The following is a 26,330-nucleotide window of genomic DNA, read 5'->3' on the forward strand; positions in this document are numbered from 1 at the left end:
CGTTCTTGTTGAACGGCAAGGGTAGAACCCTTGCCCTACGGTCAACCTGCAAAGAGCTTTTGTTGCGGCCTGTCGTCGGTCGTGTGGATGGGCTGCGGTGCGGTCGACCTCGCAGGCGTGGCGGGATCGGCCGCACCGCACGAGCGCTAGTTCTGCCCCGGAGCTTTCGGTGCTGCGGGTGCACCAGGGGCTGCAGGAGCGCCAGGAGCACCGGGCGCCGTGGGGGCACCGGGAGCGCCCGGTGCGCCGGACGTTGCGGGTAGCTCAGCGCCGCATTCGGGACACGTTGTCAGGTTCGGCTCGCAAGAGTGACCGCACGCGGGGCACTTCTTGTTGAGCTCGACAGCTGCTGGTCTGAAGCACATGGTCAAGCCTCTTTTCTGTTGGGGATTACTGGAGGGCCGGCGGGGGACCGACCTCACCAGCAGTATAGGAAACGCCTCCTTTCGCAGCCTATGGAGGAACTTCCAAAACTCCCCTTGCTTTTTTGGAACTTCCTCCGTATCGGCCACGGGAGCGCCGTCTCTAGAATGGGCGCTATTCGGCGAGCGGCTCGCGCTCAAAGATCCCAGAGGACGAGGTAAGAGAGGAATAGGTATGGAGTACAACAACGAGTACAACCTTGACCTGTACCCAAAACAGCTGCACTGGAAGGAGGGCGACCTCACCGCCACGCGTACAACCATGTGGTCGGGCCCGGGTTGCCACGAGGGCTGCCAGGTCATCTTCTACACCGATGACGACGGCAAGCTGGTGAAGGTGGAAGGCGACCCGAACAGCCCGTTTAACCAGGGCCGTTTGTGCATGCGCTGCCTGGAGCTGCCGGAGCTCGTGAACCATGAGGAGCGCCTGCGCTACCCCATGAAGCGCGCCGGCGAGCGTGGCGAGGACAAGTGGGAGCGCATCAGCTGGGATGAGGCGTACGACATCATCGAGGAAAAGGTGCGCGCGTTCCAGGAAAAGGATGGCCCCGAGTCCATCATCTCCATGATTGGCACCGGCCGTAACGTTTCCCAGGTCATCGCTCACAACCAGTACGCGAACTTCGGTGGCCCAGACCTCACGCTCTGCTTCCTCTCGGGCGACTCGTGCATGCTGCCTCGTACGGCGCTTTGCTACGTGGTCATGGGCAACCAGTGGGTGGCCGACATGAGCCAGTTCCGCCCCGACCGCTACGAGAACGACCCCGAGTGGCAGCTGCCTGAGTGCATCGTCATCTGGGGTACGAACCCGGTCGTGTGCAACTCCGACGCCTTCCTCGGTCACTGGATTGTGGAGTGCATGAAGCGCGGCAGCGAACTGGTGGCCGTCGATCCGCAGCTCACGTGGATTGCTTCAAAGGCGAAGTACTGGTTGCGTTTGCGTCCCGGCACTGATGCGGCGCTCGCGCTTGGCATGATGAACGTCATCATCGGCGAGGACCTGGTCGACCACGAGTTCATCGATAAGTGGACGTACGGTTACGAAGCCCTGGCCGAGCGCGTCAAGGACTACCCGGTTGAGAAGGTGGCCGAGATCTGCTGGGTCGAGCCTGAGCTCATCGTGGAAGCCGCGCGCTTCTACGCGAAGGCACATCCGTCCACCATCCAGTGGGGCCTTGCCGTCGACATGTCGAAGATCGGCACACCCACGGCCCACGCCATCGCCTGCTTGGCGGGCATCACCGGCAACATTGACAATCCGGGCGGCAACATCCTCATTGACCAGGCGTGCGGCCTTGAGTTTGGCTACAACTCCGGCATCGAGTACCTGAAGGAGGGCATGGTTGAGAAGCGCCTCGGCAACTCCAAGTACAACCTGAAGAAGTACGGCTTCACCGCGTCTTCCCAGTCCGACGCCATCCTCGTTGCCTGCGAGACGGGCCTCGACGAAAAGGGCGACCCGCGTCCGGTGAACATGCTGTGGATTCAGTCGTCCAACCCCATTACGAACATGGGCCAGGATGCTCCGCGCATCTACCGTGCCATGAAGAATGTGCCGTTCATCTGCGTGGTTGACCTGTTCAAGACCCCGTTCATCGTGGCATGCGCCGACCTCGTGCTGCCCTGTGCCATGTCCAACGAGCGTGACTGCATCCGCGTGTGGTTCGACCCGGTACGCTCGCTCACGAAGTGCTCCAGCTTCTACGAGGCCAAGGAAGACGAGCAGATTATGATCGACCTCGGTCATCGCCTGGCACCCGAGAGTTGGCCTGAGTGGGTTCAGGAGCCGCGCGACTACATGAACTGGCGTCTTCAGGTTGGCAACTGCGGCTTTACGATGGAAGAGCTCGAAGATAAGGGCGGCATGATCTACAACGACTTCCGCTACTATAAATATGAAAAGGGCCTGCTGCGCCCCGACGGCCAGCCCGGCTTCATGACCCCCACCGGCCGCTACGAGTTCTACATCAGCCTGTTTGACAGCTGGGGAGTGGACGCGCTGCCCTTCTACGAAGAGCCGCCCACCTCACCGGTGTCCACGCCGGAACTCGCCGAAGAGTATCCGCTTGTGCTCACCACCGGTAAGCGTTCCTTTGAGTTCTTCCACTCAGAGTGGCGCCAGGCAAACACCACCTCGCGTGAGCTGCACCCGGTTCCGTACTTTGACATTCATCCCGACACGGCCGCGAAGTATGGCATCCATGAGGGTGAGTGGGCCTGGATCGAAAACCAGATGGGCAAGTGCCGCCAGGTGGCGCGCTTCAACGACACGCTTGATGCGCGCGTGGTGTCCACCGAGCACGGCTGGTGGTTCCCGGAGCAGAAGGCCGCCGAGCCGAACCTGTTTGGCGTGTTTGACTGCAATCCGAACAACCTCATTCCGATGTGCGAAAACGGCCCCTCTGGCTACGGTGCGCCCATCAAGTGTGGCATGGCGAAGGTGTATGCCTGCACGCCCGACAACATGAAGCCTGAAGATCAGCCCACCTACCAGGTGACGGCCACCAATGGCTACACGCATGGCCCGTCCCACAAAAGCGACGAGCCCAGCTTCTACGACTACCGCGCCGAATAGAAGGGGAGAACAATGGCTGAAAAGGGACAATACGGTCTTTTGATCGACTACCAGTACTGCTCGGGCTGCCATGCATGTGAGGTAGCCTGCAAGAAAGAACATGACCTGCCCAAGGGCGACTTCGGTATCAAGATTGTGCAAGATGGCCCACGTCAGTGCTCCGATGGCGTGTGGGAGTATGACTACCTGCCGGTACCGACGCACCTGTGCGACCTCTGCGCCGACCGCGTGGCCGCAGGTAAGCTTCCCACCTGCGTGCATCACTGCCAGGCTGGTGTCATGGTGTATGGCGCGCTCGACGAACTTGCCGCCAAGGCAAAGGCTGCTGCGAAGGACAAGATGGTGATCTTCGCGAAGTAGCGCCTCACGGGATGAGCCTGCCCTGCCGAGTGCGACGGGGCAGGCTTCCCGCAGTGTCTCACCTGGTCGTATGCACGTGTGACCAGGCATCCCCGCAAGGTGTTTTCTGGCTGGCCCTCGAGGTCGGCTGGCCCTGTATGCGGCGGATTCAGGGGGATTTAACATACAAGGAGGTTTCCTATGCAAGAGGAAAAGCTCTATCCGTGGCGATGGGTCATCCTTATTGGTATGACCGTTTTGCTCATCAGTTTGCAATTCTCGTTTATCGTTCCCGGCGGCGCTGCCATCCTGGTCATGCAGGAGTATCAGTGCGAACCGATGATGTTTTCCATGATCATGTCTATCCCGTACTTCTCGGGTGTGCTGTTCTGCATGGCGGGTGGCGTGTTGGCGGACCGCCTTGGCTTGGGGAAGGTGTTCGCCGCGGCTTTCATCGTGTCGCTTTTAGGCGCGCTTGCCCGGTGCTTCTCGGGTGATTATTGGACACTGTTTATTTCCAGCTTCTTCATGGGTATGGGTGTGGCGGCCTTGAACGCGAACTCCGCGAAGCTGCTGCGCCTGTGGTTCCCCGGTACGGCGAACTCGTTTGCCATGGGCGTGTACACGGCTGGCATGTCGGCCGGTGCTGCGTTGGCCATTTGGTACGGCTCGCGTGTGGCGGTCATTCAGGACGCGTGGTGGTTCAGCTTTGGCCTGATGGTAGTAGGGGTTATCGTGTGGTTTGCCGTGTATCGCAAGCATCCTGATGGCGAGCATCGCTCTGTGGAGCCTGTCGGCCAGTACCTGCGTGTTGTGGTGAAGAACTGGCACGTGTGGGCGGTGGCTATCGTGGCGTTTTTGGTGTTCGGCATGACGAACGTGAACGGTTCGTACATGGTGGCGGCGGTGACCACCCTCATGGGCGACCCGAGCCTGACCAGCATTGCGGGCGACATGTCCACCATCAACACGGTTATCGCGTGCGTGGCTTCCATGGCGCTGCCGGTGGTATTCGCGAAGCTGTTCAAGAATATGCGCGCGCCGTTCATCATTTGTCTGGTCGGTACTGCCCTCTGCTTCGGTGTGGTGTTCTTCCTGCCGTATGGCCCCATCACGTGGGCGGTGTTCTGCATCCAGCCCATTTTGATGGCGTCGGCCATGCCGTTCACGAAGATGCTGCCCACGTTGCTGCCCAGCGTGAAGACCGAGCACTATGGCGTTGTCGGCGGTATCCAGGCGACGTTCCAGAACTTCGGTATGTTCCTCATTGCGTCGTACATCATTTCGCCCATCGCCATTGCGGCGACGGGCGCGGTGGATGGCGTGCCGTACTACCAAGGCGTGTACGTGGCGACGGCTGTGTTGTGCCTTGTTGCGGTGGCGTCGCTTTTTCTGTTCCCGAACGTACGCAGCTCGGTTGCCGGCAAGATTGCCGACGAGCAAGCGGCGGCGAAGAATGACCAGGTTTAAGGCTAACTGCTGCGGAGAATGAATGTGTTCGCATAAAGTGAGAGGGGGCCGGACTTGTTCCGGCCTCCCGTGTGGAGAGGGACGTGTATGGGCAACTGCCATTACTGCATGAACTGCGGTCGCTGCCGCGGCGAGAAACCAAAACCCATCCTCGTCCGCCGTTGCCCCACCTGCGGCCATATGAACGAACCCGGATCAACCGCGTGCGCCGCATGCAGCGCGTCCCTCACGCTCCAATCCGGCACCACGAGCCTAACCCCCGGCGCGGCACTACCAAAGGCCGAGTCCGCTCAGTAAACCTCCTGCTCAAGCTCTTGCCGGTTATGTTCCAAATAACGTGCCATATAAGGAATGGTAAAACTGACCTTCCCTCGATCAGCCGCTTCAATGATGCCATCCTTGATAAGCTTCGCGCGCACGGGGCTGGCACCGTTAAGGCTCATGCCCAGGCGAGCTGCCACTTCGCTTGTTTCGCTTGCTTTTCCCTGATCTTCGGCCATTGCGAGCAGATAGCGCATGGCTGAAGGCGATACATGGTGGACGGCGGGTTCAATAACCATGGCATCAAAGCGGGCAAGAGCCTCGGAGATTCCCTTTTCGACATCGGCGGCCGACACCTCGCCTGCTTCGCGGCCAAGTCGTCTAAAGGCGACCTGCCAGGTTTGGTAGCCAACCAGCTGCACCATGAAGGGGTAGCCAGCGGATGCGTGTGCGAGTTCGTCCACAAGATCATCCTTGATAGTCATACGACCCAGGCGGCGCATAGTGTCGGCGAGCGAGAAAGCAACCTCGGAAATGGGGATGGCTTCAAGATTCACGGGAATAGCGCGCCTCAGGAAGGTGAGCGTGTTGCCATTCACCACCTCGCTTATCATGGACGGAAGCCCTGCGAACACGAAGGCGATATTCCTATCTTCGCTGATGATGTGCTGGACGGCGATGGCGAGGGCCTTCGTTTCCTCAAGCGAGGCATCCTGCACCTCATCAAGAGTGATGAGCAGGCCCTGGTTCTTCTCGGTCGCTTTTATCATAGCTTCACGCAGATCAAGGGAGGCCCGTTCAATTTCCAGGCTACCCAGGCTCACGCCGAAGGCGGTCGGTTGAATCTTCATGCTGGAGGCATGGCTTGTTCGCGAAAGCGCTTCCAGAATGCGGGCGGAGAAGCCGGGGCTTGCCGTTTCACTGACAACGGTCCATTTCTTGGGTTCTACAAGCGCAATCCGCTTGAACTCACTGAGCATGACCGTTTTTCCCATGCCGCGCACACCTGAGACGCGCATTAAGCGCTCAGGCGCTCCCGGCCCGTTCGCAAGGCCGTCACGGAATTCCTCGATGACCTGGTCGCGTCCAATCAGCTCCGGCGGCATTTTCCCCGCGGTGGGTTTGAAAGGGTTTTGCAATGGTTGCTTGGTGGCGGACATAGGCTCAGCCTTTCATCTCGCAAGAAAGTGAAGGCTCTTTGCGCGGCGCTCTCTTTGTGGCGAGTGCGAGCCTTCTCGGTGTCTTTCTACCAATTTATATCACTTTATACTATTTTATACTAAAGTATAGCTCTTTATAACAAAGTATAGTGCTTCTCGCTGATTGCTATAGGTTTGTCATTCGCAGGCGCGTCACACTGTTATCTCTGCTCTTCGTCCTCTTCTTCCTCACCCTTTGGCACCCCTACCAGCACTTTCTCTATGGAGTCTTGGCTGGTGTTGAGGAAGAAGGCTTTGAAGTCCATGAGCATGCGCTCGTGGGCGCCGGGCATGGAGAGGTCGAAGTCGAAGCGCTTTTGGATTTTCTCTATGTGGTAGAGCACGGTGTTGCGGTGGAGGTGCAACTTCTGCGCCACCACGGTGGCGTTGCGGCCGCTGTGCAGGTAGTGCCAGAACAGCGCCAAATAGTTCGTGTTGTTGCGCACGTCTTCCGCGTGGATTTTCTCAACGACCGTATGGGTGAAACAGAAGCGCATGAAGCGCTCGTCTTTGTCCGAGGGGTCCACCAAAAAGTACATGAGGGCATCGCCAAAGAGGTACACGCCGCGGTCGGCATTCTCGTCGGCGGCGAACTGCAGCCGTATGGTCTGGCGCAGCCCAAGCGCAATCTTCGCCTGTCGGTATGCCAGGTCGAGGTTGGTAATGCCTTCGAAAATTTCCGATACCCCGCAGGCTATGTCGAAGGGCTCGGTCACCCGTTCTTCCAGTTCATCCATGGTGCGGCGGTGCGAAAGCAGGCTGTCGCTCGGTGGCGCGTAACACAGCGCCAGCACCTCGGAGCGAAAGGCGAAGCAGTGCACGTTGCCCTGGTTCAGGTGCGCAGCCGCCTTCACCACGCGCGCCGCCTTCTCGGGCTCGGCGCCCTCATCCACCTCCATGACTATCAGCTTGTACTGCGTGTCCCACCCCAGGGATGCCATCTCCAGTTGCGTGCGCACGTATTCGTCGGAGACGGGCGTGTGCTCCAGCAACTTCTCGAAGAAGAAGTAGTGGGGGATGTTGAGGCGCACTTGGAGGCGCCATTGCCGCTCGCAAATGGGCATGACGTGGCGAAAGAGGAGGGAGAACAGGTCCTTAAGCCCCTCGGTGAGCGGCACCTCGTGGCAGGACATGGACAGCGAGCCGAAGTACGTGTGGCTCAGGTAGAGCGGCCGCGAGAGGCGCGCGTAGGGTGTCACCTCGGAGGGTTCTTTGATGTAGAACGTTTTCTCGGGCAGGTGGAAGCGCTTCTCGGCGATCATCTGGGGCGAGAGGCAGCCGGTCTTCACCAGACGTCGGTGTAGGTCATCGGGTGGTTCTATGCCGGAAGTGCGCGCTATCACGTTAAAGTCGTTGTCGGTGACGAACATGAAATTCTTGATGATGGGCGCGCTGGCATCGAGCGCTTCGGCGAGTGTACCTTGGCGCGCCGCGATGCGATCGAGTTCGTTTTCCCACATCAGCAGCCGTAGAAAGTAGGTTTGCAGCAGGAAGATAAAGTAGGAAAAGCGGTTGGGTTGCCGAATGACCAGCAGACGTTCCGCCTTGTCGTGCAGCTCATCCGGGAAGGTTTCGCCTTCGTCTGCTAAGGCCAGCGCGAACGACGAAGGCCGGTCGCGCAGCGCCGCTTCCGCGTGGCTGAGGCGACACACGAACAGCACGTGGGCATCTTCGATGTCGTTCGGCATATCTGCGGCCACGTTATCGCGCGACAAGGCGGCGAACCAGCGAAACGTTCTGCGCGACCGCGTGGGGCGATGCACTATCTCGGCATCCGAGAGGAAATCCAGCAGCATGGACAGTGTCACGGAGGGCAAACTGCTCCCCGAGACAGATGGAAGGAAGATATCGTCGCCAAAGTCATGCGATGTCACAGCGAACCCCCTTCAAATGTGACAAAAGACCGCCGAGAATATGTGTCGAGTAACAGTAGTATACCAGTGGCTTTTGCGGCCTCCCTAGCGAGGCGAGGCGGGTTCACGAAAAACGGATTGCGGAGAGCGCGGGTGAAACAAGCAGGTGCTGAAGGTTCTTACCCTACGGATAACCTGGTGGACTGCGGGATCTGATGCTTGATGCCCTCGTCATAATGATAGGGAAGCGCAGCACATTTGGGCGTATTCGCTAACGCGAAGCGCGTCACACTTTAATGTGCTGGACATCCTGCTCCCGCTTGCCCCCCCATTCCCTCATTTAGTCGTTCATAACAACTATAAGACTTGCATTATTACTAGACTAAGTCTTATAGTTGTATAGGTCGCATAAAAGAATGCGGTGCGAACGAAAGGGAGGCTTGTCATGGACTATTCTGCTTACTATCGTAAAGCCACTTCGGAAGGGTACCAGGCGTACTATGATGTCGTCGCTCAGGCTGGGGGGATTGACCCGCAGGCGACGGCGCGGACGCGTAACGCGGTTGACGCCGTGCCTGGTGAGGCCAAGGACAAGCTGTTCAACGTGGCCGCCGAGATCAAGAATACCTTCCACGAGTTCGGCGCTCCGTTGCCGCCGCTTCTCGAGGGATGCACGGTGGTGGATCTCTGCTGCGGGTCGGGGCGGGATACCTACCTGGCGGCGCAACTGGTGGGGCCTGGCGGTAGAGTCATCGGCGTGGAATCTAACGAGGCGCGCCTTGGCATCGCACGCAAGTACCTCGACAAGGAAATGAAGCAGTTTGGCTTCGCGGAGGCCAATGTGGAGTTGGTGCACGGCGTGCCCGAGGACCTGTCCTTTATCCCCGACGACACGGTTGACGTGGTCATTTCCAACTGTACGTTCAACCTCTCGCCCGACAAGGCGGCCTACATTGCCGAGGTTAAGCGCGTGCTGAAGCCCCAGGGCGAGTGGTACTTTACCGACGTGTTCACCGACCGCCGCATCCCGCAGGCAACCTCAAACATCATCGAAAACGTGGCTCTGCGCCTCGGCGGCGCGCTCTTCGTGGAGGACTTCCGCCGCATGGCTCAAAGCCTCGGCTTCCACGACCCGCGCTACGTCATCACGCGCCAAACGCCGCTGACCGATGCTGAGGCCGCGCGCTTCCCCGGCATCGCATTCGCCACCATCACCTGCCGCCTTTTGAACTCCGAACTCACGTCGGACCATTGCGAAGACTACGGCGAAGAGATCATCTACGACGGCTCACTGCCCGACTACCCTGAGTTTTTCCTGTTCGACAAGGACATCAAGTTCCCCGCCGGCAAGCCGTGCCACGTGTGCGACAACGTGTCGGTGCTGGGTCTCGAGGGCTGCCGTTATGCGAAAGTCATCACGGTGAAGGGCAACCGCGAGGTGCATTACGGCGACATCCACGGCGACCAGATTATCAAGACAGCCCCCGACTGGGAGGGCATCGTGGACGAAGACGACCAGCCCCTCATGGTGAGCTGCTGCTAGCAGGCACTGCGGCGAAAAGGTAGACGAAGGCGGGCGGGCCAGATGGGTTCCGTCCGCCCTCTCGTGAAAGGTACGAATATGGACAAGATCAGATTTATGGTGGTGAGCGGGTTTCTGGGCGCCGGCAAAACCACCACGATGATAGCCCTGGCTGAGCACATGAACAAAACCTACGGCGAGACGGCTATCATCGCCAACGACCTGGGCGCGAACCTCGTGGACACCAACCTTACCCAAACGTCGGGCTGCACGGTGGCTGAAATTGCCTCGGGCTGCATCTGCTATCAGATGGACAACACCATCGACCAAATCCGTCGGCTGCGCGACAAGGACGGCGCCGTGTTCGTCATGTCGGACATCCCCGGCTGCGGCGTGGGCGCGCTCGACCACGTGTACCACCGCCTGGCCGAAGACTGCGCCGACGAATTCACGCTGTCGCCGTTCACCGTGGTGGTAGACCCGGAGCGGCTGCGCATGATCATGCCGGAGCGCGCCGACATCAACCTGCCCGAAGAGCTGGTATATCTGCTGAAGCTACAGCTGGAAGAGGCTGACCTCGTTGTGCTGAACAAGGCTGACCTGCTTGAACCCACCGACATCGAGCGCTACGTCGACTTCCTCAAAACCGCCTGCCCGGACATTCCGGTCATCGTTATTTCGGCACTTAAGCGGACGGGCATTGACGAGTTGGCGGCGTTTATCACCACGCACGAAACCCAGTTGAAGAACTTCTCCGTGCGTAACAATAAGGAATTCGAAGATGCCGAGGCGAAACTCACCTGGTACAACCGCCGCCTGTACCTCAAGACGAACGACGGCAACAAGATTGACTGCAACGCGGTGGTGGAGGACCTCATTGAGGGCATTCGCATGGGCTTCATTGAGCGCAAGCGCAATGTGCCACACCTGAAAACGTTCGCCACCTCGGGCAACGGCGACTTCAACAAGGCATCGCTCATCGGCGTGGACTACGACGTGGAATATGCGCAGCAACTGTTGCGGCCGCACAAGAACCTGCGCATGATTATCAACGCGCGCGCCGTGTGTGAGGCGCGACCGCTCGCACGGCTTATGGATGATGCGCTGGATGAAGTATGCGAGAAGTACGGTCTGGACTGCCAGGTGTTCTTTACGGAATGCTTTGGAATGGCGGACGAAGGACGATAGGACCTGCGGGGTGAGGCCTGAAGTGGGCGGGAGGGGCCTCGTGCTCAAACAGTCCTCGCTCGGTGGAACAGTCCGCTGGACTGTTCCATTCGCTGCGGAACTGCGCGCGAGACCCCTCCCGCCCACTTCAGGCCTCTAGGCATGTCCAATCACCAAAAATGAGGGGGGGGGTTCAACCTGTGAGGGGTTGGCGGTTAGATCGTTGGGGGAGGAAGAGGGAGGTCGACATGGGGTTTGATGAGGGTCGGGATATTCGGGAGCTGGTGCGGGAGTATTATGGGGAGGTGCTGCAAGGCAGTGATGACCTAAAGACGGATGCGTGTTGTTGTACTTCGCATACGCCGCCGAAGTATGTTCTTGATGTCATGAATGAGATAGATGACGAGATTATGGCGCATTTCTACGGGTGTGGGTCGCCTATTCCGCCGGCGCTTGAGGGGGCGACCGTACTCGATTTGGGGTGCGGGACGGGGCGCGATGTGTATATCTGCTCGAAGTTGGTGGGCCCGTCCGGGCGTGTCATTGGGGTGGATATGACTGAGCAGCAGCTCGCGTTCGCGCGTCAGCATGAGGCTGCGCAGATGGCGCGGTTTGGGTTCGAGCGCTCCAACGTGGAATTCCATTGCGGGTTCATTGAGGATTTGGCCGCGCTTGGCATTGCAGACGAGTCGGTGGATGTGGTCATATCCAACTGCGTCATCAACCTTTCTCCCTTCAAAGACCAGGTGTTTAAGGAAATCTGCCGCGTGTTGAAGCCCGGCGGCGAGCTGTACTTCTCGGACATCTTCTCCGACCGCCGTGTGCCGCCGAAGTTCTATGACGACCCGGTGCTGCGCGGCGAATGCCTGTCGGGTGCACTCTATATCGAGGACTTCCGGCGCATCTTGGCGAAGCATGGCATCGCTGCGTTCTATGACGTGGAGACCGAGCCATTGCACGTGGGCGATTTTCAGATTGAGACGAAGCTGGGCTGCATCGGCTTCGCTTCGCATACGGTGCGCGCCGTCAAGTGTGATGGCTTGGAGGACCGCGAGGAAAACTACGGCCAGACGGCCACGTACCTGGGCACCCTGCCCGAAAACGCGCGCTACTTCGACTTGACCGAAGACGTGCGCCTTATCAAAGGGCGGCCGGTGGCGGTGAGCGGCAACATGGCTGCGCTGCTGCGGACCTCGCGCTATGCGCCGCACTTCACGGTGACGGGCGACACGGCGCATCACGTGGGCGCCTACGACTACGGCTCAGCCCAGGAGGCGCTTGAACTCAGGCGCGGCAAGCGGCACTTCGGGCTCGCCGACTTGGAGCAGGCGTGCGATGACTTAGGCATTGAGCCTTTCGCCGAGCGCGTGCACGATAAGGAGTTGCTGCGCAGCGCGCCCAACCTCACAACCATGCAGGTCAACGTGGGGTATGGCTGCAATCTGGCCTGTAGTCACTGCTTCTTGGAAAGCGGCCCCGCGCGCACCGAGGTCATGGAGCGCGCCACGATGGAGGCGGTGCTTGCGGCCTTCGAAACGGGCGGCTTCCGCACGCTTGACATCACCGGCGGCTCGCCCGAGATGAACCCCCATCTGGAATGGTTCGTGCGCGAAGCGGCGGCGCGGGCAGACAAGGTTATTGTGCGCAGCAACCTGACCATTCTTGATGACCCGGCGTACCGGCACTTCATGCAGGTGTACGCCGACAACAAGGTGCACCTGGTCACCTCGCTGCCGTACTTCAACGAACAAGGCTGCGACCTACAGCGCGGCCGCCAGGTGTTCGATCGCGTGATCAAAGTGCTGCGCAAGCTGAACGCACTCGGCTATGGCGTGAACCCTGACCTCGTCATCGACGTGGCCTACAACGTGTCCGGCCCCTTCCTGCCGCCTGACCAGCGCGAACTGGAGGAATTCTACGCCTTCGAATTGGAGCGCGAGCAGCACGTGAAGTTTAACAACCTCTACGCCTTCAACAACTATGCCCTCGGGCGCTTTGCGCACCAGCTGAAGCACGAGGGGAAGTTTGACTTCTACCTGGACTTACTCTCTGAAAACTATAACGCGGCGGTGGTTGCACGCATGATGTGTCGCACGCAGGTGAACGTCGACTTCGACGGGCGGCTGTACGACTGCGAGGTCAACCACGTGTTGGGCCTGCCGCTCGACGGACCCAGCACCATCCACGACCTGGTGGATAAGCCGCTGGACGTGCGCACCATTGCCACGAACCCCATCTGTTACAGCTGTGCCGCCGGCTGCGGCAGCTCCTGCGGCGGCAGCCTCATGGAAAAGTACGGGGAGTGAGGGGGCAAGCTACCAACCCCCTCCTCTATCCTCGCGCGCAAATATAAGACCTGGTCAATCTCCATCTTTTTCTTTCCCTCACTAGCCAGCGGGACGAAGTTGGATAGGGCGCGGGCGTGCCTCAAGCGCGCATACTAGAGCCATGTTCAAGCGCCCGCACGTACGGGCCCTCCCGTTCGAGCGGACGCGACGTCCGTCTGAAAAGACGAGTGAGGAGGAGGTATCATGGCCGACCAAGTGGAAGTCAAGCGAGCAGGTTGCTTCTTCTGCCACGTGCGCTGCGGCGTGCTGGTAACGAAGGTGAACGGCCGCATCACCAAGATCGAAGGCGACCCAGATTGTCCGCACAACAAGGGATACATCTGCTCGCGCCTCGAGAAGGAACGTTACCTCGATGGGTTCGTGTACAACCCGAATCGCCTGAAGAAGCCGCTCAAGCGCAAGGGCGAACGCGGCGGCGGCCAGTGGGAGGAAATCACCTGGGATCAGGCCTTTGACGAAATTGCCGAGAAGCTGGCGAAACTCCGCGACGAATACGGCCCCGAGACTCTCGCCTTCACCGAGGGCACGGCGCGCACGTGGAGCTGGCTGCATTACAAGTTCACCAACCTGTTCGGCAGCCCGAACACCGGCGGCAACGGCACCATCTGCTACTCGTCTGACATGTGGCTTGAGCCGTGCACGTATGGCGGCTTCTGCTCGGACAAGTCCGACTGGGTGAACGCCGACCTCGTGGTGCTGTGGGGCCGCAACACCATTGCATCCGAGCCGCTTCTGTGGCACTGGGTGGACACCAATCGTAAGGAACGCGGCGCGAAGCTCCTGGTCATCGACCCGCGCTTTAGCGAAGTGGCCCAGCAGGCCGACCTCTTCCTGCAGCTGCGTCCCGGCACCGATGCGGCGCTGGCGCTCGGCTTCATCAACGTCATTATTGAGGAAGACCTCTACGACCACGAATTCGTCGACGAATGGTGCATCGGCTTCGACGAACTGAAGGAACGTGCGGCCGAATATCCGCCCGAAAAGGTGGCGGAAATTACCTGGGTTCCCGCTGACAAGATTCGCGAGGCCGCCCGCATGTACGCCACCATCAAGCCCGCGTGTTTGCCGTGGGGTCAGAAGGGCGGCGACGCCAGCGGCATTAACGCCTCCAGCGCCATCCAGGCGAAGGCAATCCTGCGCGCCATCACGGGCAACCTCGACAAGAAGGGTGGCGACCAGCTGGCTCCGCCGTCGCGCTTCCCCCCGGCGTTCTACGAGCACTACGCCCTTTCGCAGGAGCAGCGCGACAAAATGATTGGCAACGACCGCTTCCCGGGCCTCACGTTCAAGGGCTGGGACGTCATCTCGCAGGCCTATCCGTCGTTCTACCCGTACAGCAACGCGCCGCTGCTGTTCCGCGCCATGCGCGACGGCGACCCGTACCCGGTGAAGGCGCTCATCGTGCAAGCCGATAACCCGGTTATGGCGTTCTCGAATACAAAGCTGGTTGTTGAGGCGCTCATGAACCTGGAGCTGCTGGTGGTGCACGACTACTTCCTCACGCCCACTGCGGCGCTGGCCGACTACGCGCTGCCCGCGGCCACGTGGCTGGAGCGTCCGGACAACTGCTATGCCGTCATGAACCACCGCCCGATGTACTTTGGTGCACAGGCGCGCGTCATCGAGCGCTTCGAAGGCGGCACCGATGTGGACTTCCGCGACGACTATGAATTCTTCTATGGCCTGGCCAAACGCCTCGGCCAGGAAGACAAGTGGTGGGGACCCACCACCGAGGGCATGCTGGACTTCCAGCTTGCGCCCATGGGTATGACGCACGAGAAGTTCTATAACGACGTGAAGTACATGGCCGGTCAGAAGAAGTTCGAGAAGTACAAGGAGCCCGGCTTCAAATTCCTCACGCCCTCAGGCAAGGTGGAGCTGAAGTCCAGCGTGGTGGAGAAGCTGGCCGAAGAAACCGGCATCCCGTTCGACCCGCTGCCGCACTTCGAGTATCCGGGCCTCAGCGTTGAGAAACACCCCGAGTGGGAAGGCGAGTACCCGCTCATCATGATTACGGGCGCGCGCTTCATGCCGTTCTACCATTCGGAGCACCGCCAGCCCGGCCCCTACCGCGACCTGCATCCGGACCCGATTTTCGACATTCATCCCTCTACGGCGGTGGATTTGGACATCCGCGACGGCGACTGGTGTTGGATTGAGACGCACCTGGGCCGCATCAAGCAGCGGGCACGCAAGACGTCCATCGTGGATCCGCGGGTCATCAGCGTGCAGCATGACTGGTGGTTCCCGGAGAAGGACGAGGCGCTGCCCAGCCTGATGGGAGCGTTTGAGTCCAACGTGAACATGATTTTGGACGATGATCCCGACACGCTTGACCAGCTCATTGGCGCGTGGCAGCAGACCGGCGTTGCGGTGAAGGTGTACAAGTGCGAGGAGCAGGACGCGTAACGCATCCTGGCTGGTAGACACCCGGCGTTCGTTCAAAGGCCCCTCGCGCCTGAGTGCGTGAGGGGCTGCACCCGCAAGGGGCGAGGCGGCGCCCGCAAGAGAAAGGACGATGACATGGCGAATGACATCGCGAGCCTTTTCGGCATGGATCCCGAGGCTGCTGAGAAGATAAAAGCTCAGGGTATCGAAACCATCGAAGCGTTTTACGAGGTGGCTAAACACCCTGATACGCGTGCCGATTTGTCCGAAAAGATTGGTGTGGATACGTTTAAGTTGGAAGAGTGGTCGGCCACGGCCGGCAACTTTATTCTCATGTCGAATTGCGAATGGTGAGGGGGTGGGCGTATGTGCTTTAGACCGCCAAGCGCGGAGGCGGGGGAGATCGTGTGCCCCCACTGCTACACCGTGGCCGAGCCCGATGCTGAGGGGAAGTGTCCGGAGTGCGGGGAGCTGATGAGGCCGGCTGATGAGGCGCCTGCGCCTGGAGCGCCCGGGGCTCCTGCCGCTCCTGCGCCTGGGGCGCCTGGGGCGCCGAGTGCGCCGAAGCCGCCAACGGCGTAGCGCGAGAGGCTTGGGCCCGCTCCGCTTCGCAGAAGGGCTGACAAGCAAACCACGTGAGGTTCCCGTTGCTTTGGTGGCGGGAACCTTGGCGTGCTTTGGTTCGGTGAACTAAAACGGCAGGTGTCGGTGGGTAAAAAGGAGTATCTGTCGAAGGGGATGCGCTGCGCCGCGCAACACGCTAGGATGGGCCCAGGGCGCAAGGGGGATGATCGGATGGCGGGATACGACTCCAAACTGTGTGTGGCCGAGGCGTTTGCTTCGCTGGTGCAAACCATGCCGCTTGAGCGGGTGACCGTGGGCATGGTGGCCGAGCGCATTGGCAAGCATCGCAAAACGTTCTACTACCACTTCTCCGACAGGGGCGAGGTTATCACGTGGCTCTTCCGCTACGATTTGGCGCAGGGTCTCAAGGCGCTGTTCGATGATGGTCTGCTTGTGTGCGAACCTGCTGGTGAGGGGGCCTATCCCACGTTGCCGTTCTACGTGCGCAACATGCAATCCGACGGCCGGTTGTACAACGCACCGTTTTTTGACGAGCTGTCCCGCACGCTGGAGCGCCGGCGCGCCTATTACCGCGCGGTGCTGTCGGTCCGCGGGCCGGGGTCGCTCGAAGAGTATCTGTATCGCCTGTACCGCCCCCAGATCAAGCAGGACATCATGCTACTGATAGAGCGACGACTGGCCGATGAAGGGCCGCTTGAGCGGGCGGTTGAGCAGGAGTTATTGTCTGGGGGCTCGAATGTCGATTTCCTGGCTGAATTCTTTACGGGTGCGTTCATCCAGCGCATGGTCAAGCGCCTGTTAGATGAGCCCTGCCAGCGCTCGCTCGAAGAGGTGCGCCCGTACGAGAACATCGTGCACGACTCACTTGCGCTGCTCATTGAACGCTCGGTGAATTCGCGTCGACAGACGGGTGGGTGGACGAAGGGCGGTCAGCCTGGTTCGCCGCCGTTCGCGGCGGAATGAACGTGTAGCATTGCGGGCAACTAATAGCATCCGGAGGAACTGGCGAACCGCACTCCGGGCACACGCCTGACGTCGCGGTTTGGCCCGCGTCATCCTGCCAACAAGCCCCACACATCACGCAAGGAATACACACCCTCGCACTCCCCTTCCCGCGCCGCCACACACGCCACCCGCCGCGCCACTGTCGCCCCAATTATACGCTCCCCACAAAGACGTTTCCCTAACCAAGAAGCGAGAAGTGTGGTGAAGAAGACTTTGCGCGGAGGGGCTGCGGAAGGGGCCGTGTGGAAGGGGCCGCTGGTTGATGGCGGCCCCTTTCTTCGGTTGAATTACTCCTTCTCGCCGGGCGAGAACAATACGCACTTTTTGATGTACGTCATCTTCTTGGCTAGTTCTTCTACGTCTCCAAACTCCATGACTTTCGCCTGGCAATTATGTACGCAAGCGGGAAGTTTGCCCATGTCTACACGCTCGGCGCACAGGGTGCACAGATCGGTGGGTACGGGGATGTAGAAATAGTCCCATCGTCCATCTGGCTTTTTGGCTGGCCCATATTCCATTACCTTGATGCCGAACTCACCTTTGTCGAGGCCGAGTTCCTTTTTGCATGCCACTTCGCACGCATGGCAGCCGGTGCAGAAATCGTATTGAATGATAAGCCCTTGGTTAGAAGTCGAGATGGCTGCGCTCATAGCTCCAGCCCCCTTTCTCTGTTACTTGCTCGGTGGGGAGAACTTCGCTGTTGGCTTCGGTGCATCGATATATCGTGCAGAGCAGTCCGTTGTAGGGTGCGCCGTAGCCGCTTTGGCCGATATTGCATTGCGTGGTCAGGTTGTTGATGTTTGAGTCGAACACGCCGAAGAGCCGCTCGCGATCGCCTTCAGGGAACCACCACCCATGTTCGGCCATGACGAAACGAGGGTTCAGACCTGGGGTAATTTTGATGCGTTGACGACAGCGGCCGCGGTGATTCTCAACCCACACCCAATCGCCTTCTGCAAGGTGGTGTTCTTCAGCAAGCTCGGGGGATACCTCAATCAGCGGGTCGGGATGGAACTCACGCATCGTTTTAAGATTGCGGTGCTCGGAGTGGAAGAATTCCCACGAACGGCGGCCGGTCATAAGGATAAGAGGATACTTTTCGGCAAGTTCGGGAGTTGAAAGCGGGCTTTCTCGCGGCTCTTCGTAGTAGGGCGTTTGCGGGAGGCCGAACTGCTCAAGCAAAACGGGTGTGAATTCGAAGCGACCTGTTACGGTGTTGAATCCGGGCTGGCCGTCGTAGCGCACCTCACCGAGTGCGTACTTACGATAGTGCCACTCGGGCCATTCGATAACCTTCTTTTTCAAGTCTTCAAAGGTAAGATCGGTATTCGATTCCGAGAGAATTTGGTCCATCCAAGCAATGTCGTTGTCAGGGATGGGGCTTTCCGGGTTCAAGCGATTGCAAAGTTCGGCCACCAACTCCTCGTCGGATTTGCACTCGTAGTACCGCTCTGAGGTTTTACGTATGGAGCGTAGAGGCCACCACCAGGCGCGCAGGGAATTGCGCTCGGGTCCCATGGCGATGGGTAGTACCAATTCGCAGTACGCCATGGCGGAAGGGGTAAGAACATAGTTAACGTCAACATTAAATTCGGAGTGGTTCACCATAGCGTCATAGATGCGCGGTGCCTCGGTTGCCATGTTGGCGATAGGGTTGGTCGAGTAAAGGACGAACATCTTCAAAGGCATATCACCTTCGACGTCATTGATCTTGCCGTCGGACTCAAGCGCTTCGAGCACTACATCCTCTTGGGCCATGTTACCGACATCTCCCTGTGCATGCATGGGGAAGACGTTGTTTCCGAGAATCATCTTACGTTGGTCTTCGGGGACAAAACGCCAGTTGCTGCCCGTCGAAAGAGCCAGGTTGAACGCGTGGTCAACCATGAGTAGATTGCCACCTGGAACGTCTATGTTGCCGGTCATGGCAACGATGCCCAGAATTGCTTGGCCTGCAGGGGTAGCGGCTACCTGCTGGTCGAGCTTAAGACCCCACTGAAGTGACGTGGGATGAGAAGAACCGATGAAGCGGGCGGCAGCGCGGATGGTATCGGCATCGAGCCAACAAATCTCCGCAGCTTTCTCCGGTGTCATAGTGCGGCACGCTTCGATGAACGTATCGTAGCCGAAGGTCCAGCAGTCGATGAACTCGTGATCGATGAGCCCTTCTTCGTCGATGACGTTGGCGATGGCCATTGCCAACGCCGCATCGGTGGCAGGACGAAGTGGCAACCAGTACTTTGCTTTTGCTGCCATCCAGGTCAAGCGCGGATCGATGACGACAAGCTCGCTACCGCGCTTCATGGCTTCAACCATCCAATGACCAAGAAAGCCATCTGGATTTGAAACAATGGCGTCGTTGCCCCATATAAGAATGCACTCAGGCAGCACATAGTCAGGAGAGTCGAAGCGCTCGGGCAACGCTTGGGACATATCGGAGATCAGAAAGCATCCAGCCATGAGTGCCATAATGGACGCACGTGGCCCATAGCAGGAACTGCCGGAAAGGAAGCCTCCGGTATCCGAGGGACTGTTAAAGCCGATGTAGCAGAGTGCCGTCGAGTGGAAAAACGTCGTGTTGCGACCTGTTCCCTGCTGAACGACGATTGAGCCGCTTCCGTAGGTTTCTTGGAAATAGCGTACCTTCTCCTCAATGAGATCGAATGCTTCGTCCCAACTGATACGTTGCCAAGCATCCTTGCCGCGATCTTCGCGAGCGCGTTTCATGGGGTATTTTAGGCGGTCTTCCGCATACATGGCCTCGACGATATCAAGACAGCGCATGCATAAGGCACCGCGGTTGTACCCATTGGCCGGGTCGCCTTCAATTTTTTCGAGCTTCCCCTCCTTGTTTACGTAAGCCAGAATGCCACAGCCATCGTGGCATCCGGGGGCGCTCCACTGGGTGGTTCGATAGACGGTGTAATCGCCTTCTTGCCAATGGTCGAGATCGCTCCGGTAGATGTCGGGGTTGTAAGTGTTCCCCTCCAAATACTTTTTTGTCATGGTGTCACTTCCTTCTCCTCTTGCTCGTCCTCGTTCGAACTCTCCGTGCGGTGCCGAAGCACCTGTGCGGAAAGCCGCTTACTTACTTGCTGCCGGGAGCTTTGGGTGCCTGTGGGATACCAGGGGCCATCGAAGTGTCGGGGGCGCCTGGTGCGCCGGGTGTGCCAACGTTTGGAATCGGCAGCGTACTTGCTGGGAGTTCGGCTCCGCATTGGGGGCATACCGTCTCGGTGGGTTGACAGGTTGCTTTACATGAAGGGCAGGTCTTGTCGGTAGACACTGCGGCAGGTCTGAAGCACATAAGAATCTCCTTTCGGGAAACGGTGAATGAGGTAAATCGAAAGAGCCGGGTCGGCTTATTGCATCGTAGCAACGGTAAAAATTGCTGTCCCTCGTCCGGTGGTTTGTTCGTGAAAAAGGGCCTTCATACCGATGGTATGAATTGGGATCGAGGAGCGAATGCATACTTCCTGATAATGGTGTGTGCTCCAAGATTTTGAGAAGGTGGAATACATCGAAAGAGGGGGCTCGGCTTGGGCGGGACGTGTGCAGCTTTGACGTTTGAACTGGGAAAATCATCTCTCCTTTTACATTAGTTGCTCTGCGGGGGGAAACGATGGTTTACCTGAAGAGGGCGCAGAAAAAGTTGCTCTTCAATAGCAGTGAGCCCGTGAAGTCTGAGGGGGAACAGGTTGTTTTAACCGGACGTGAGGATCGGGGGCGTACCGGCCCGGTAACACCGTTTCCTCGCATCGGCGTTTGTTATGGAAGCACGGTATCGTCGGGCGTGTGGCGTCTGCGTTTCCCTGACGAAACGGTTGGTGCGAAAGATTGAACGTTCTGTTTCTGCGGATCAGAGCTACAAGTGGAATACGTGCAAGGGGGTTTCGATGGGCTACGCGCGCAAACAAGATGAATCACAGTGGGGCACAGGTCGCACGTCGAAAAACGGAGCCAAGATATCACTGTTGCTGAGTGGCGATGACGGAATGGTGCAAACGGCGCTCATCTCTCCGCTCTTGGCTAGTATCGCGATAGCGTATCCGGATGCCACTGAGCTTATGCTCGATCAAGCAATGTCGGTAACGGCAATGACCATGTTGCCTGCCATGCTGTGCTCAAGCGTTCTTGCTCGCTATTTCAACAAGAAAAAGCTCATCATGTTCGGCACGCTGTTGTTCATGCTTGCCGGCTTATCGGCGATGTTTGCACCGAACATGGTCATTTTGGTGCTGACGCGCGCGATCCTTGGTATTGGAGCGGGCATCGCGTTTCCGCTGGTGCCTTCATCGATTGCCTACCTATTCAATGAGCATGAGAAGAACCAAATGCTCGGATGGATGAATGCGTGCGGTTCGCTCCTCTCATTCACGTTGAGCATGGCGGCTGGATGGGTTGCGCTTGTCAACTGGAAACTTGCCTTTCTCTTCTATCTCATCTTTGTTCCGATTCTTGTGTTGCAAGCGATTTTTCTGCCGGATTTTAAGCCCGAGAAAAAGGAGGCGATCGACAGGGGGCTTCGCAAAGAGCCACTGAATTGGAAGATGTGGCTCGTTGGCATAGGCATGCTTTTGTTCATGGTCCTTGCGATGGTTGCAACGTTCAAATTATCTTTGTTTGTTGAACTTAACGGTTTGGGTACGTCGGCCGACAGCGGAACAGGCGTGTCCTGCATGACTTGCGCCTCGTTTCTTATTAGTTTGTTTTTTGCGACGTATTTCGAAAAGCTTACACGGTTCGCTCCGGTTGTCTCGTTGTGCTTCGCCGGTGCTGCGTTCATTACGCTTTCGGTTTCAGAAAGCATCCCCGCTGTGTTCGCCGGTATGGTTTTGCTGGGATTCTGCATGGGAACCATCAACCCGTTCTTTATGTCGACCATGTCACGTGTTGCTCCTGATACGCGAAAAACGCTCGGCATGACCATGATGTGCATCTTTCAGCTGGGCGGGCAGATTTTTACCCCGTACTACATGATGCTGGTCGGATCTCTCGGTTTTTCGTCCGAACGTTCCCTGTTTGGTTTTACGGCGGGCCTGTTCATTGTGGCAGCTGTTGTCGTGGCTGTATTCGCTCTTTACGCAACGGCGAAGGAAAGGAGGCGGCTGACACCTTTGTACCGGAATGCAGCTTATCTGCTGCGTTGTCTGTTTGAAGTATTTAGGAGGGGTTCAATGTCAAGTATTGCTAAAGCCTTAAACATGAAAGAGGCTTGGGGCGTGTATGCGCTTTATGTCATGGTTGCAGGTGCGGGAGCGGTGACACCTGCCCTGGCTGCCTTTGGTGCGGCGTTTCCGGATGCCAACCCGGTTACTATCAGCCTGATTCAAAGTCTGCCGTCTCTTACAACTATTATTGGTACGTTGTTCATCGGGGCTGTTGCGGGCAAGAAGATACCGTTTAAAGTAGCCGGCATCATAGCGCTTGTTGTGTACTTCGTTTTCGGGTGCCTACCTGCGGTGTGGAACGACTCGCTCACCTCAATTCTTATCGCGCGAGCGCTGGTCGGATTTGGTATGGGCATGGTGTCGCCTTTGGGCGCGGCAATCTTCCTGCGCCTTGTCGATAACAAGCAAGAGCGCTCCAAGTACCTTGGTCGTGGTGGAGCTATGCAGCAAGCAGGTTGTGTTGTACTGACACTGCTCGGTGGCTTTTTATGCGCGATCGACTGGCGTCTAACATTTTGGGCGTATGGTCTTGCTCTTGTCGCGCTTCTCATTTTTGTCATCTGCTTCAAGGAGCCCCCGTCGCTTGCTGAAGAGGCGGCTGCAAAAGGCACCTCGGAAGAGAAGTCGCGCATTCCTGGAACGGCTTGGTTCTTCATCGTTATCTTCCTGCTTGCCCAGGTGGTGTGCAGCCCAACTATGATGAACTTCTCAATGCTGATGGCAACTAACATTCCAGGCGAAGATCCAACAACGGTAGCAGGTATCGCAGGCACGCTCCTTTCGGTGTTTGTGCTTGCGGGTGTTGTCTCTTCGGTGCTCATGGACAAGCTGATAGGCCTGTTCGGGAAATATACCGGAGCGGTTGCCCTAGCAATTACGCTTATTGGTAACATCATTATTGCTAACGCCAATTCAGTCGCGCTGTTTACTATTGGCATCCTTGTATTCGGCTTCGGTTGGTGTCTTGTTATTCCTGTTATTAACCTTGAGTGCGGCAATGTGACCAACAAAGCAGGCCTTGCAATGGTTGCCTCGCTTGTCATGGTTGCGATGAACCTCGGCAACTTCGTTGCCTCCTACTACATGGGTGCCGTGTTCTCAGTCGTGGGAAACAATCCGTCGATGTGTCTGATTGTCGACTCGGCTGCATTTGCCATTCTTGCTATCGCATGGGCGGTCTTCAACATGCGGAATAAAGCATGGATGAAAGACAGTTCTTCGGAGAATTAGCGTTCGGCAGTCTTGCAGGGCTGTTTGGCAAAACCGCAGAGACGAAGCGCAGCTGGGCGGCACGCATGCTTAGGCCGTCCAGCGCGCGAAAGATTGGAGAAGCAATGGCATTCGGAACAATCACAACGCCGATATCATGGCAAGAGGGGGACTATACCGTCACGCGCACCAACTCGTGGTCACCTCCGGGAGATCATCCGACGGGCGCAGGCATGCTTCTGTATGTGAAAGACGGCATTCTGGAGAAGGTGGAGGGAGATCCTGAGCAGTCTATCACCAAAGGTGCGCTGCCCATTCGCATGCTGTCGTTACCGGAATACGTATATAGCCCCTACCGGATTCTGCATCCCATGAAGCGCGCACGCGACAAGCGTGGTGACGATACGGCATGGGAACAAGTGTCTTGGGATGAGGCATACGACCTGATCGTTGCTAACGTTCGTCGCTGCACTGAACAGTATGGGTCTAACTCCATTGCGACGTTTGTTGGAACCGGTCGCGAGGCTGGCAACTGGGGTCCCACTATGTCGTGCCGAGTATTCAATAGCCCTAACATTGTATACATGCAATCGGGCTGGTCGTGCTACGGCCCCCGCATGGCATGCACATCCTACGTGCTGGGGGCACCGTATCCTGAGCTCGATTATGCGTCTCAGTATCCAACGAGTTACGAAGATCCTCGTTGGCGACGCCCTGAAGTCATTCTTATATGGGGCAAAGAGCCTTTGAAGTCGAACCCTGACGGGTTCTGGGGACACTCGATTGTTGATATGTATGCCATGGGCACGAAGTTCATCGTTGTCGATCCTCGTTTGACCTGGGAGGCTGCTCGTGCTGAGATATGGCTTCAGGTGCGTCCTGGCACCGATGCAGCGCTCGGCATGGCGTTTTGCAACGTGATCATTTCAGAGGATCTGTACGATCACGATTTTGTTGAGAAGTGGTGTTTCGGATTCGATCAGTTCGCCGAGCGCGTGCAGACGATGAGTCCGGCCGAAGCGGCGAAGATATGTGAAGTGCCGGAAGAAAAGATCGTCGAAGCGGCGCGCATGTACGCCAAGGCAAACCCAGCAGCTTTACAGTGGGGCCTCGCCGTTGACCAGAAGCCTAACGGAATTCAGATGGGTTTCTGCTGCCTAGCTATGATGGCAATAACCGGAAACATCGACAACCCTGGCGGCAACATTATGGGCGCTATCGATATTGGCGGTTTAGGTTCGGGCTATACCGACCTCGACCCGCAGAGCAAGGTCAATGAGATGGTGGGTGTCGACGAATATCCCGCGATGGTGAGAACGCAGCAGTTCACCCATCCCGATACCGTGCTCGACGAGCTAGAAAAAGAGGACTCTCTCTTCCATATGGGCTTTTTCACAAGCGCAAACGCTATAGCGAACCCGTGTAACCTTCCCAAGCGGTGGGAGAATGCACTCAATAAGCTTGAGTTCAACGTTGTTATGGATATCGTTATGACGCCAACAGCTGAGGCGGTATGCGACCTGTTCTTGCCCGTTAACACCTACGCCGAGCGCGACATGTACGTGGCGACTCACTACGGCGCATGCGGGACGTGGATAGGTGCAATTAAAAAGGCTATCACGGTAGGTGAGGCAAAGTCCGACATTACCATCATGCGCGAACTTGGGAGCCGCTTGCGCCCGGAACTTTGGGACCAGTACAAAACCGATATCGAGTACATTGACGACCAGAAACTCTGCACATTAAAGACGCCTGATGGGCGGCCGCTCGCCATGCAGGATCTGTTCGACCATGGCAGCTATCACGTAGATTACGAGTATAAAAAATACGAGAAAGGCTTATTGCGTCCCGACGGACAACCTGGTTTCATGACGCCGACCGGCCGTATTGAACTGTACTCTACCATGCTTGAGGCATGGGGCGATGACCCTTTGCCGTATTACGAGGAACCGCCGACCTCCCCGCTTACAACGCCGGAATACGCCGAAAAGTATCCCATGGTGCTCTCGACGGGAGCACGAACCTGGTCCTATTTCCATTCCGAACAGCGCCACGTGCCGCTACTTCGTGAAGTAGAGCCCTGGCCGCTTGTGGACATCAATCCCAAAGATGCCGAGAAATACGGTTTGCACGACGGGGAGTGGGTCTGGCTTGAAAACGACAATGGGCGTTGCAAGATGAAGCTTTCGGTTCAACCGGGACAGAAAGAGGGTGCACTCGCTTCTCAGCATGGTTGGTGGTATCCAGAGCGCGAGGCCTCATCGCCGTCGCTGTTCGATGTATACGAAGTGAACGTCAATAACCTGGTGCCGTACAAGACGATTGGCAAGCTGGGCTGGGGTGCGCCTTTCAAATGCCTCATGTGCAAGATATACAAGGCAGAGCCCTCCGTAGATATCGACAAAATCGAGGAGGTCTACCATGGCTAAAAAGGGACTCATGATCGACTACTTGCTGTGTACGGGATGCCATTCTTGCGAAGTGTCCTGCAAACTGGAAAAAGGTCTTCCGACCGGGAAATATGGCATTAAGCTTGCCGAAGACAAACCGTGGCAGATTGACGAGGATACATGGGAGTATAAGTGGATTCCCGTTCCAACCCAGCTCTGCGATTTGTGCGAGGAACGTACGGCTGCGGGCAAGGTGCCAAGTTGTGTGCTTCATTGCTGCTCGCACTGTATGCATTATGGCGATATGGAAGAGTTGGCGAAGGAAATGGCCGAACTTGATCGCAAAGCCGTGCTGTTCACCGTGTAAGCGGGCGTATGGAAGAGAGTGGTTTTGCGGGGGCCTTCGCGGTGAGAAGGATGCTGGCG

Annotated in this window: 19 protein-coding genes; 14 read left to right on the plus strand and 5 right to left on the minus strand. The window is 57.8% G+C overall.

What is annotated here, in order from left to right:
• Nucleotides 1–146: 146 nt before the first annotated feature.
• Nucleotides 147–365 carry a hypothetical protein gene (locus tag QNJ86_RS07510; protein ID WP_283831985.1) on the minus strand — a complete coding sequence of 73 codons (219 nt, stop codon included), beginning with the start codon at nt 363–365 and terminating at the stop codon, nt 147–149.
• A gap of 232 nt (nt 366–597) precedes the next feature.
• Between QNJ86_RS07510 and QNJ86_RS07515 the strand changes: the two genes are divergently transcribed.
• From QNJ86_RS07515 to QNJ86_RS07530, 4 genes are all read left to right on the plus strand, one after another.
• Nucleotides 598–2,997, plus strand: coding sequence for a molybdopterin-dependent oxidoreductase (locus QNJ86_RS07515; RefSeq protein ID WP_283831986.1), 2,400 nt, complete (start codon nt 598–600; stop codon nt 2,995–2,997).
• A gap of 12 nt (nt 2,998–3,009) precedes the next feature.
• Nucleotides 3,010–3,357, plus strand: coding sequence for a 4Fe-4S dicluster domain-containing protein (locus tag QNJ86_RS07520; protein ID WP_283831987.1), 348 nt, complete (start codon nt 3,010–3,012; stop codon nt 3,355–3,357).
• A gap of 180 nt (nt 3,358–3,537) precedes the next feature.
• The gene (locus QNJ86_RS07525) at nt 3,538–4,806 is read left to right on the plus strand and encodes an MFS transporter (RefSeq protein WP_283831988.1); all 1,269 of its coding nucleotides are present in this window, start codon (nt 3,538–3,540) and stop codon (nt 4,804–4,806) included.
• 87 nt (nt 4,807–4,893) lie between these two features.
• Nucleotides 4,894–5,103 (plus strand): hypothetical protein, encoded by a 210-nt coding sequence (locus tag QNJ86_RS07530; protein ID WP_283831989.1) that lies wholly within the window; start codon nt 4,894–4,896, stop codon nt 5,101–5,103.
• Here the strand turns inward: QNJ86_RS07530 and QNJ86_RS07535 are convergent.
• Together QNJ86_RS07535 and QNJ86_RS07540 are read right to left on the minus strand one after the other, a co-directional pair.
• Entirely contained in the window at nt 5,097–6,227 is a 1,131-nt protein-coding gene (locus QNJ86_RS07535) for an ATP-binding protein (protein WP_283831990.1), read from the minus strand. The genes QNJ86_RS07530 and QNJ86_RS07535 overlap by 7 nt on opposite strands.
• 200 nt (nt 6,228–6,427) lie before the next feature.
• Nucleotides 6,428–8,140 (minus strand): PucR family transcriptional regulator, encoded by a 1,713-nt coding sequence (locus QNJ86_RS07540; protein WP_283831991.1) that lies wholly within the window; start codon nt 8,138–8,140, stop codon nt 6,428–6,430.
• Between the two features lie 424 nt (nt 8,141–8,564).
• Between QNJ86_RS07540 and QNJ86_RS07545 the strand changes: the two genes are divergently transcribed.
• The 7 genes from QNJ86_RS07545 (at nt 8,565) to QNJ86_RS07575 (ending at nt 17,092) form a co-directional block, all read left to right on the plus strand.
• Nucleotides 8,565–9,662, plus strand: coding sequence for a methyltransferase domain-containing protein (locus QNJ86_RS07545; RefSeq protein ID WP_283831992.1), 1,098 nt, complete (start codon nt 8,565–8,567; stop codon nt 9,660–9,662).
• A gap of 78 nt (nt 9,663–9,740) precedes the next feature.
• Nucleotides 9,741–10,829, plus strand: coding sequence for a GTP-binding protein (locus tag QNJ86_RS07550; protein ID WP_283831993.1), 1,089 nt, complete (start codon nt 9,741–9,743; stop codon nt 10,827–10,829).
• Nucleotides 10,830–11,056: 227 nt separating this feature from the next.
• Nucleotides 11,057–13,114, plus strand: a complete 2,058-nt coding sequence (gene arsS / locus QNJ86_RS07555; RefSeq protein WP_283831994.1) for an arsenosugar biosynthesis radical SAM (seleno)protein ArsS — start codon at nt 11,057–11,059, stop codon at nt 13,112–13,114.
• 225 nt (nt 13,115–13,339) lie between these two features.
• Entirely contained in the window at nt 13,340–15,565 is a 2,226-nt protein-coding gene (locus QNJ86_RS07560) for a molybdopterin-containing oxidoreductase family protein (RefSeq protein WP_283831995.1), read from the plus strand.
• 114 nt (nt 15,566–15,679) lie between these two features.
• Nucleotides 15,680–15,898: a DUF4332 domain-containing protein gene (locus tag QNJ86_RS07565; protein ID WP_283831996.1), complete on the plus strand. Its 219-nt coding sequence runs from the start codon at nt 15,680–15,682 to the stop codon at nt 15,896–15,898.
• 12 nt (nt 15,899–15,910) lie between these two features.
• Entirely contained in the window at nt 15,911–16,126 is a 216-nt protein-coding gene (locus QNJ86_RS07570) for a hypothetical protein (protein WP_283831997.1), read from the plus strand.
• A gap of 213 nt (nt 16,127–16,339) precedes the next feature.
• Entirely contained in the window at nt 16,340–17,092 is a 753-nt protein-coding gene (locus QNJ86_RS07575; protein ID WP_283831998.1) for a hypothetical protein, read from the plus strand.
• 329 nt (nt 17,093–17,421) lie between these two features.
• Here QNJ86_RS07575 and QNJ86_RS07580 read toward each other — a convergent pair whose 3' ends face one another.
• Nucleotides 17,422–17,784, minus strand: a complete 363-nt coding sequence (locus QNJ86_RS07580) for a 4Fe-4S dicluster domain-containing protein (protein ID WP_283831999.1) — start codon at nt 17,782–17,784, stop codon at nt 17,422–17,424.
• Nucleotides 17,759–20,140 (minus strand): molybdopterin-dependent oxidoreductase, encoded by a 2,382-nt coding sequence (locus tag QNJ86_RS07585; protein WP_283832000.1) that lies wholly within the window; start codon nt 20,138–20,140, stop codon nt 17,759–17,761. Before QNJ86_RS07585 ends, QNJ86_RS07580 begins: the two co-directional genes overlap by 26 nt.
• An 890-nt stretch (nt 20,141–21,030) precedes the next feature.
• Between QNJ86_RS07585 and QNJ86_RS07590 the strand changes: the two genes are divergently transcribed.
• The 3 genes from QNJ86_RS07590 to QNJ86_RS07600 all read left to right on the plus strand — a co-directional run bounded on the left by QNJ86_RS07590 (nt 21,031) and on the right by QNJ86_RS07600 (nt 26,271).
• On the plus strand, nt 21,031–23,535 hold the full coding sequence (locus QNJ86_RS07590; protein WP_283832001.1) for an MFS transporter: 2,505 nt from the start codon (nt 21,031–21,033) through the stop codon (nt 23,533–23,535).
• Nucleotides 23,536–23,639: 104 nt separating this feature from the next.
• Nucleotides 23,640–25,943: a molybdopterin-dependent oxidoreductase gene (locus QNJ86_RS07595; protein ID WP_283832002.1), complete on the plus strand. Its 2,304-nt coding sequence runs from the start codon at nt 23,640–23,642 to the stop codon at nt 25,941–25,943.
• Nucleotides 25,936–26,271 carry a 4Fe-4S dicluster domain-containing protein gene (locus QNJ86_RS07600; protein WP_283832003.1) on the plus strand — a complete coding sequence of 112 codons (336 nt, stop codon included), beginning with the start codon at nt 25,936–25,938 and terminating at the stop codon, nt 26,269–26,271. Before QNJ86_RS07595 ends, QNJ86_RS07600 begins: the two co-directional genes overlap by 8 nt.
• The last annotated feature ends 59 nt before the right edge of the window (nt 26,272–26,330 follow it).

The organism is Gordonibacter faecis (genome assembly GCF_030077735.1).
GTDB lineage: Bacteria > Actinomycetota > Coriobacteriia > Coriobacteriales > Eggerthellaceae > Gordonibacter > Gordonibacter faecis.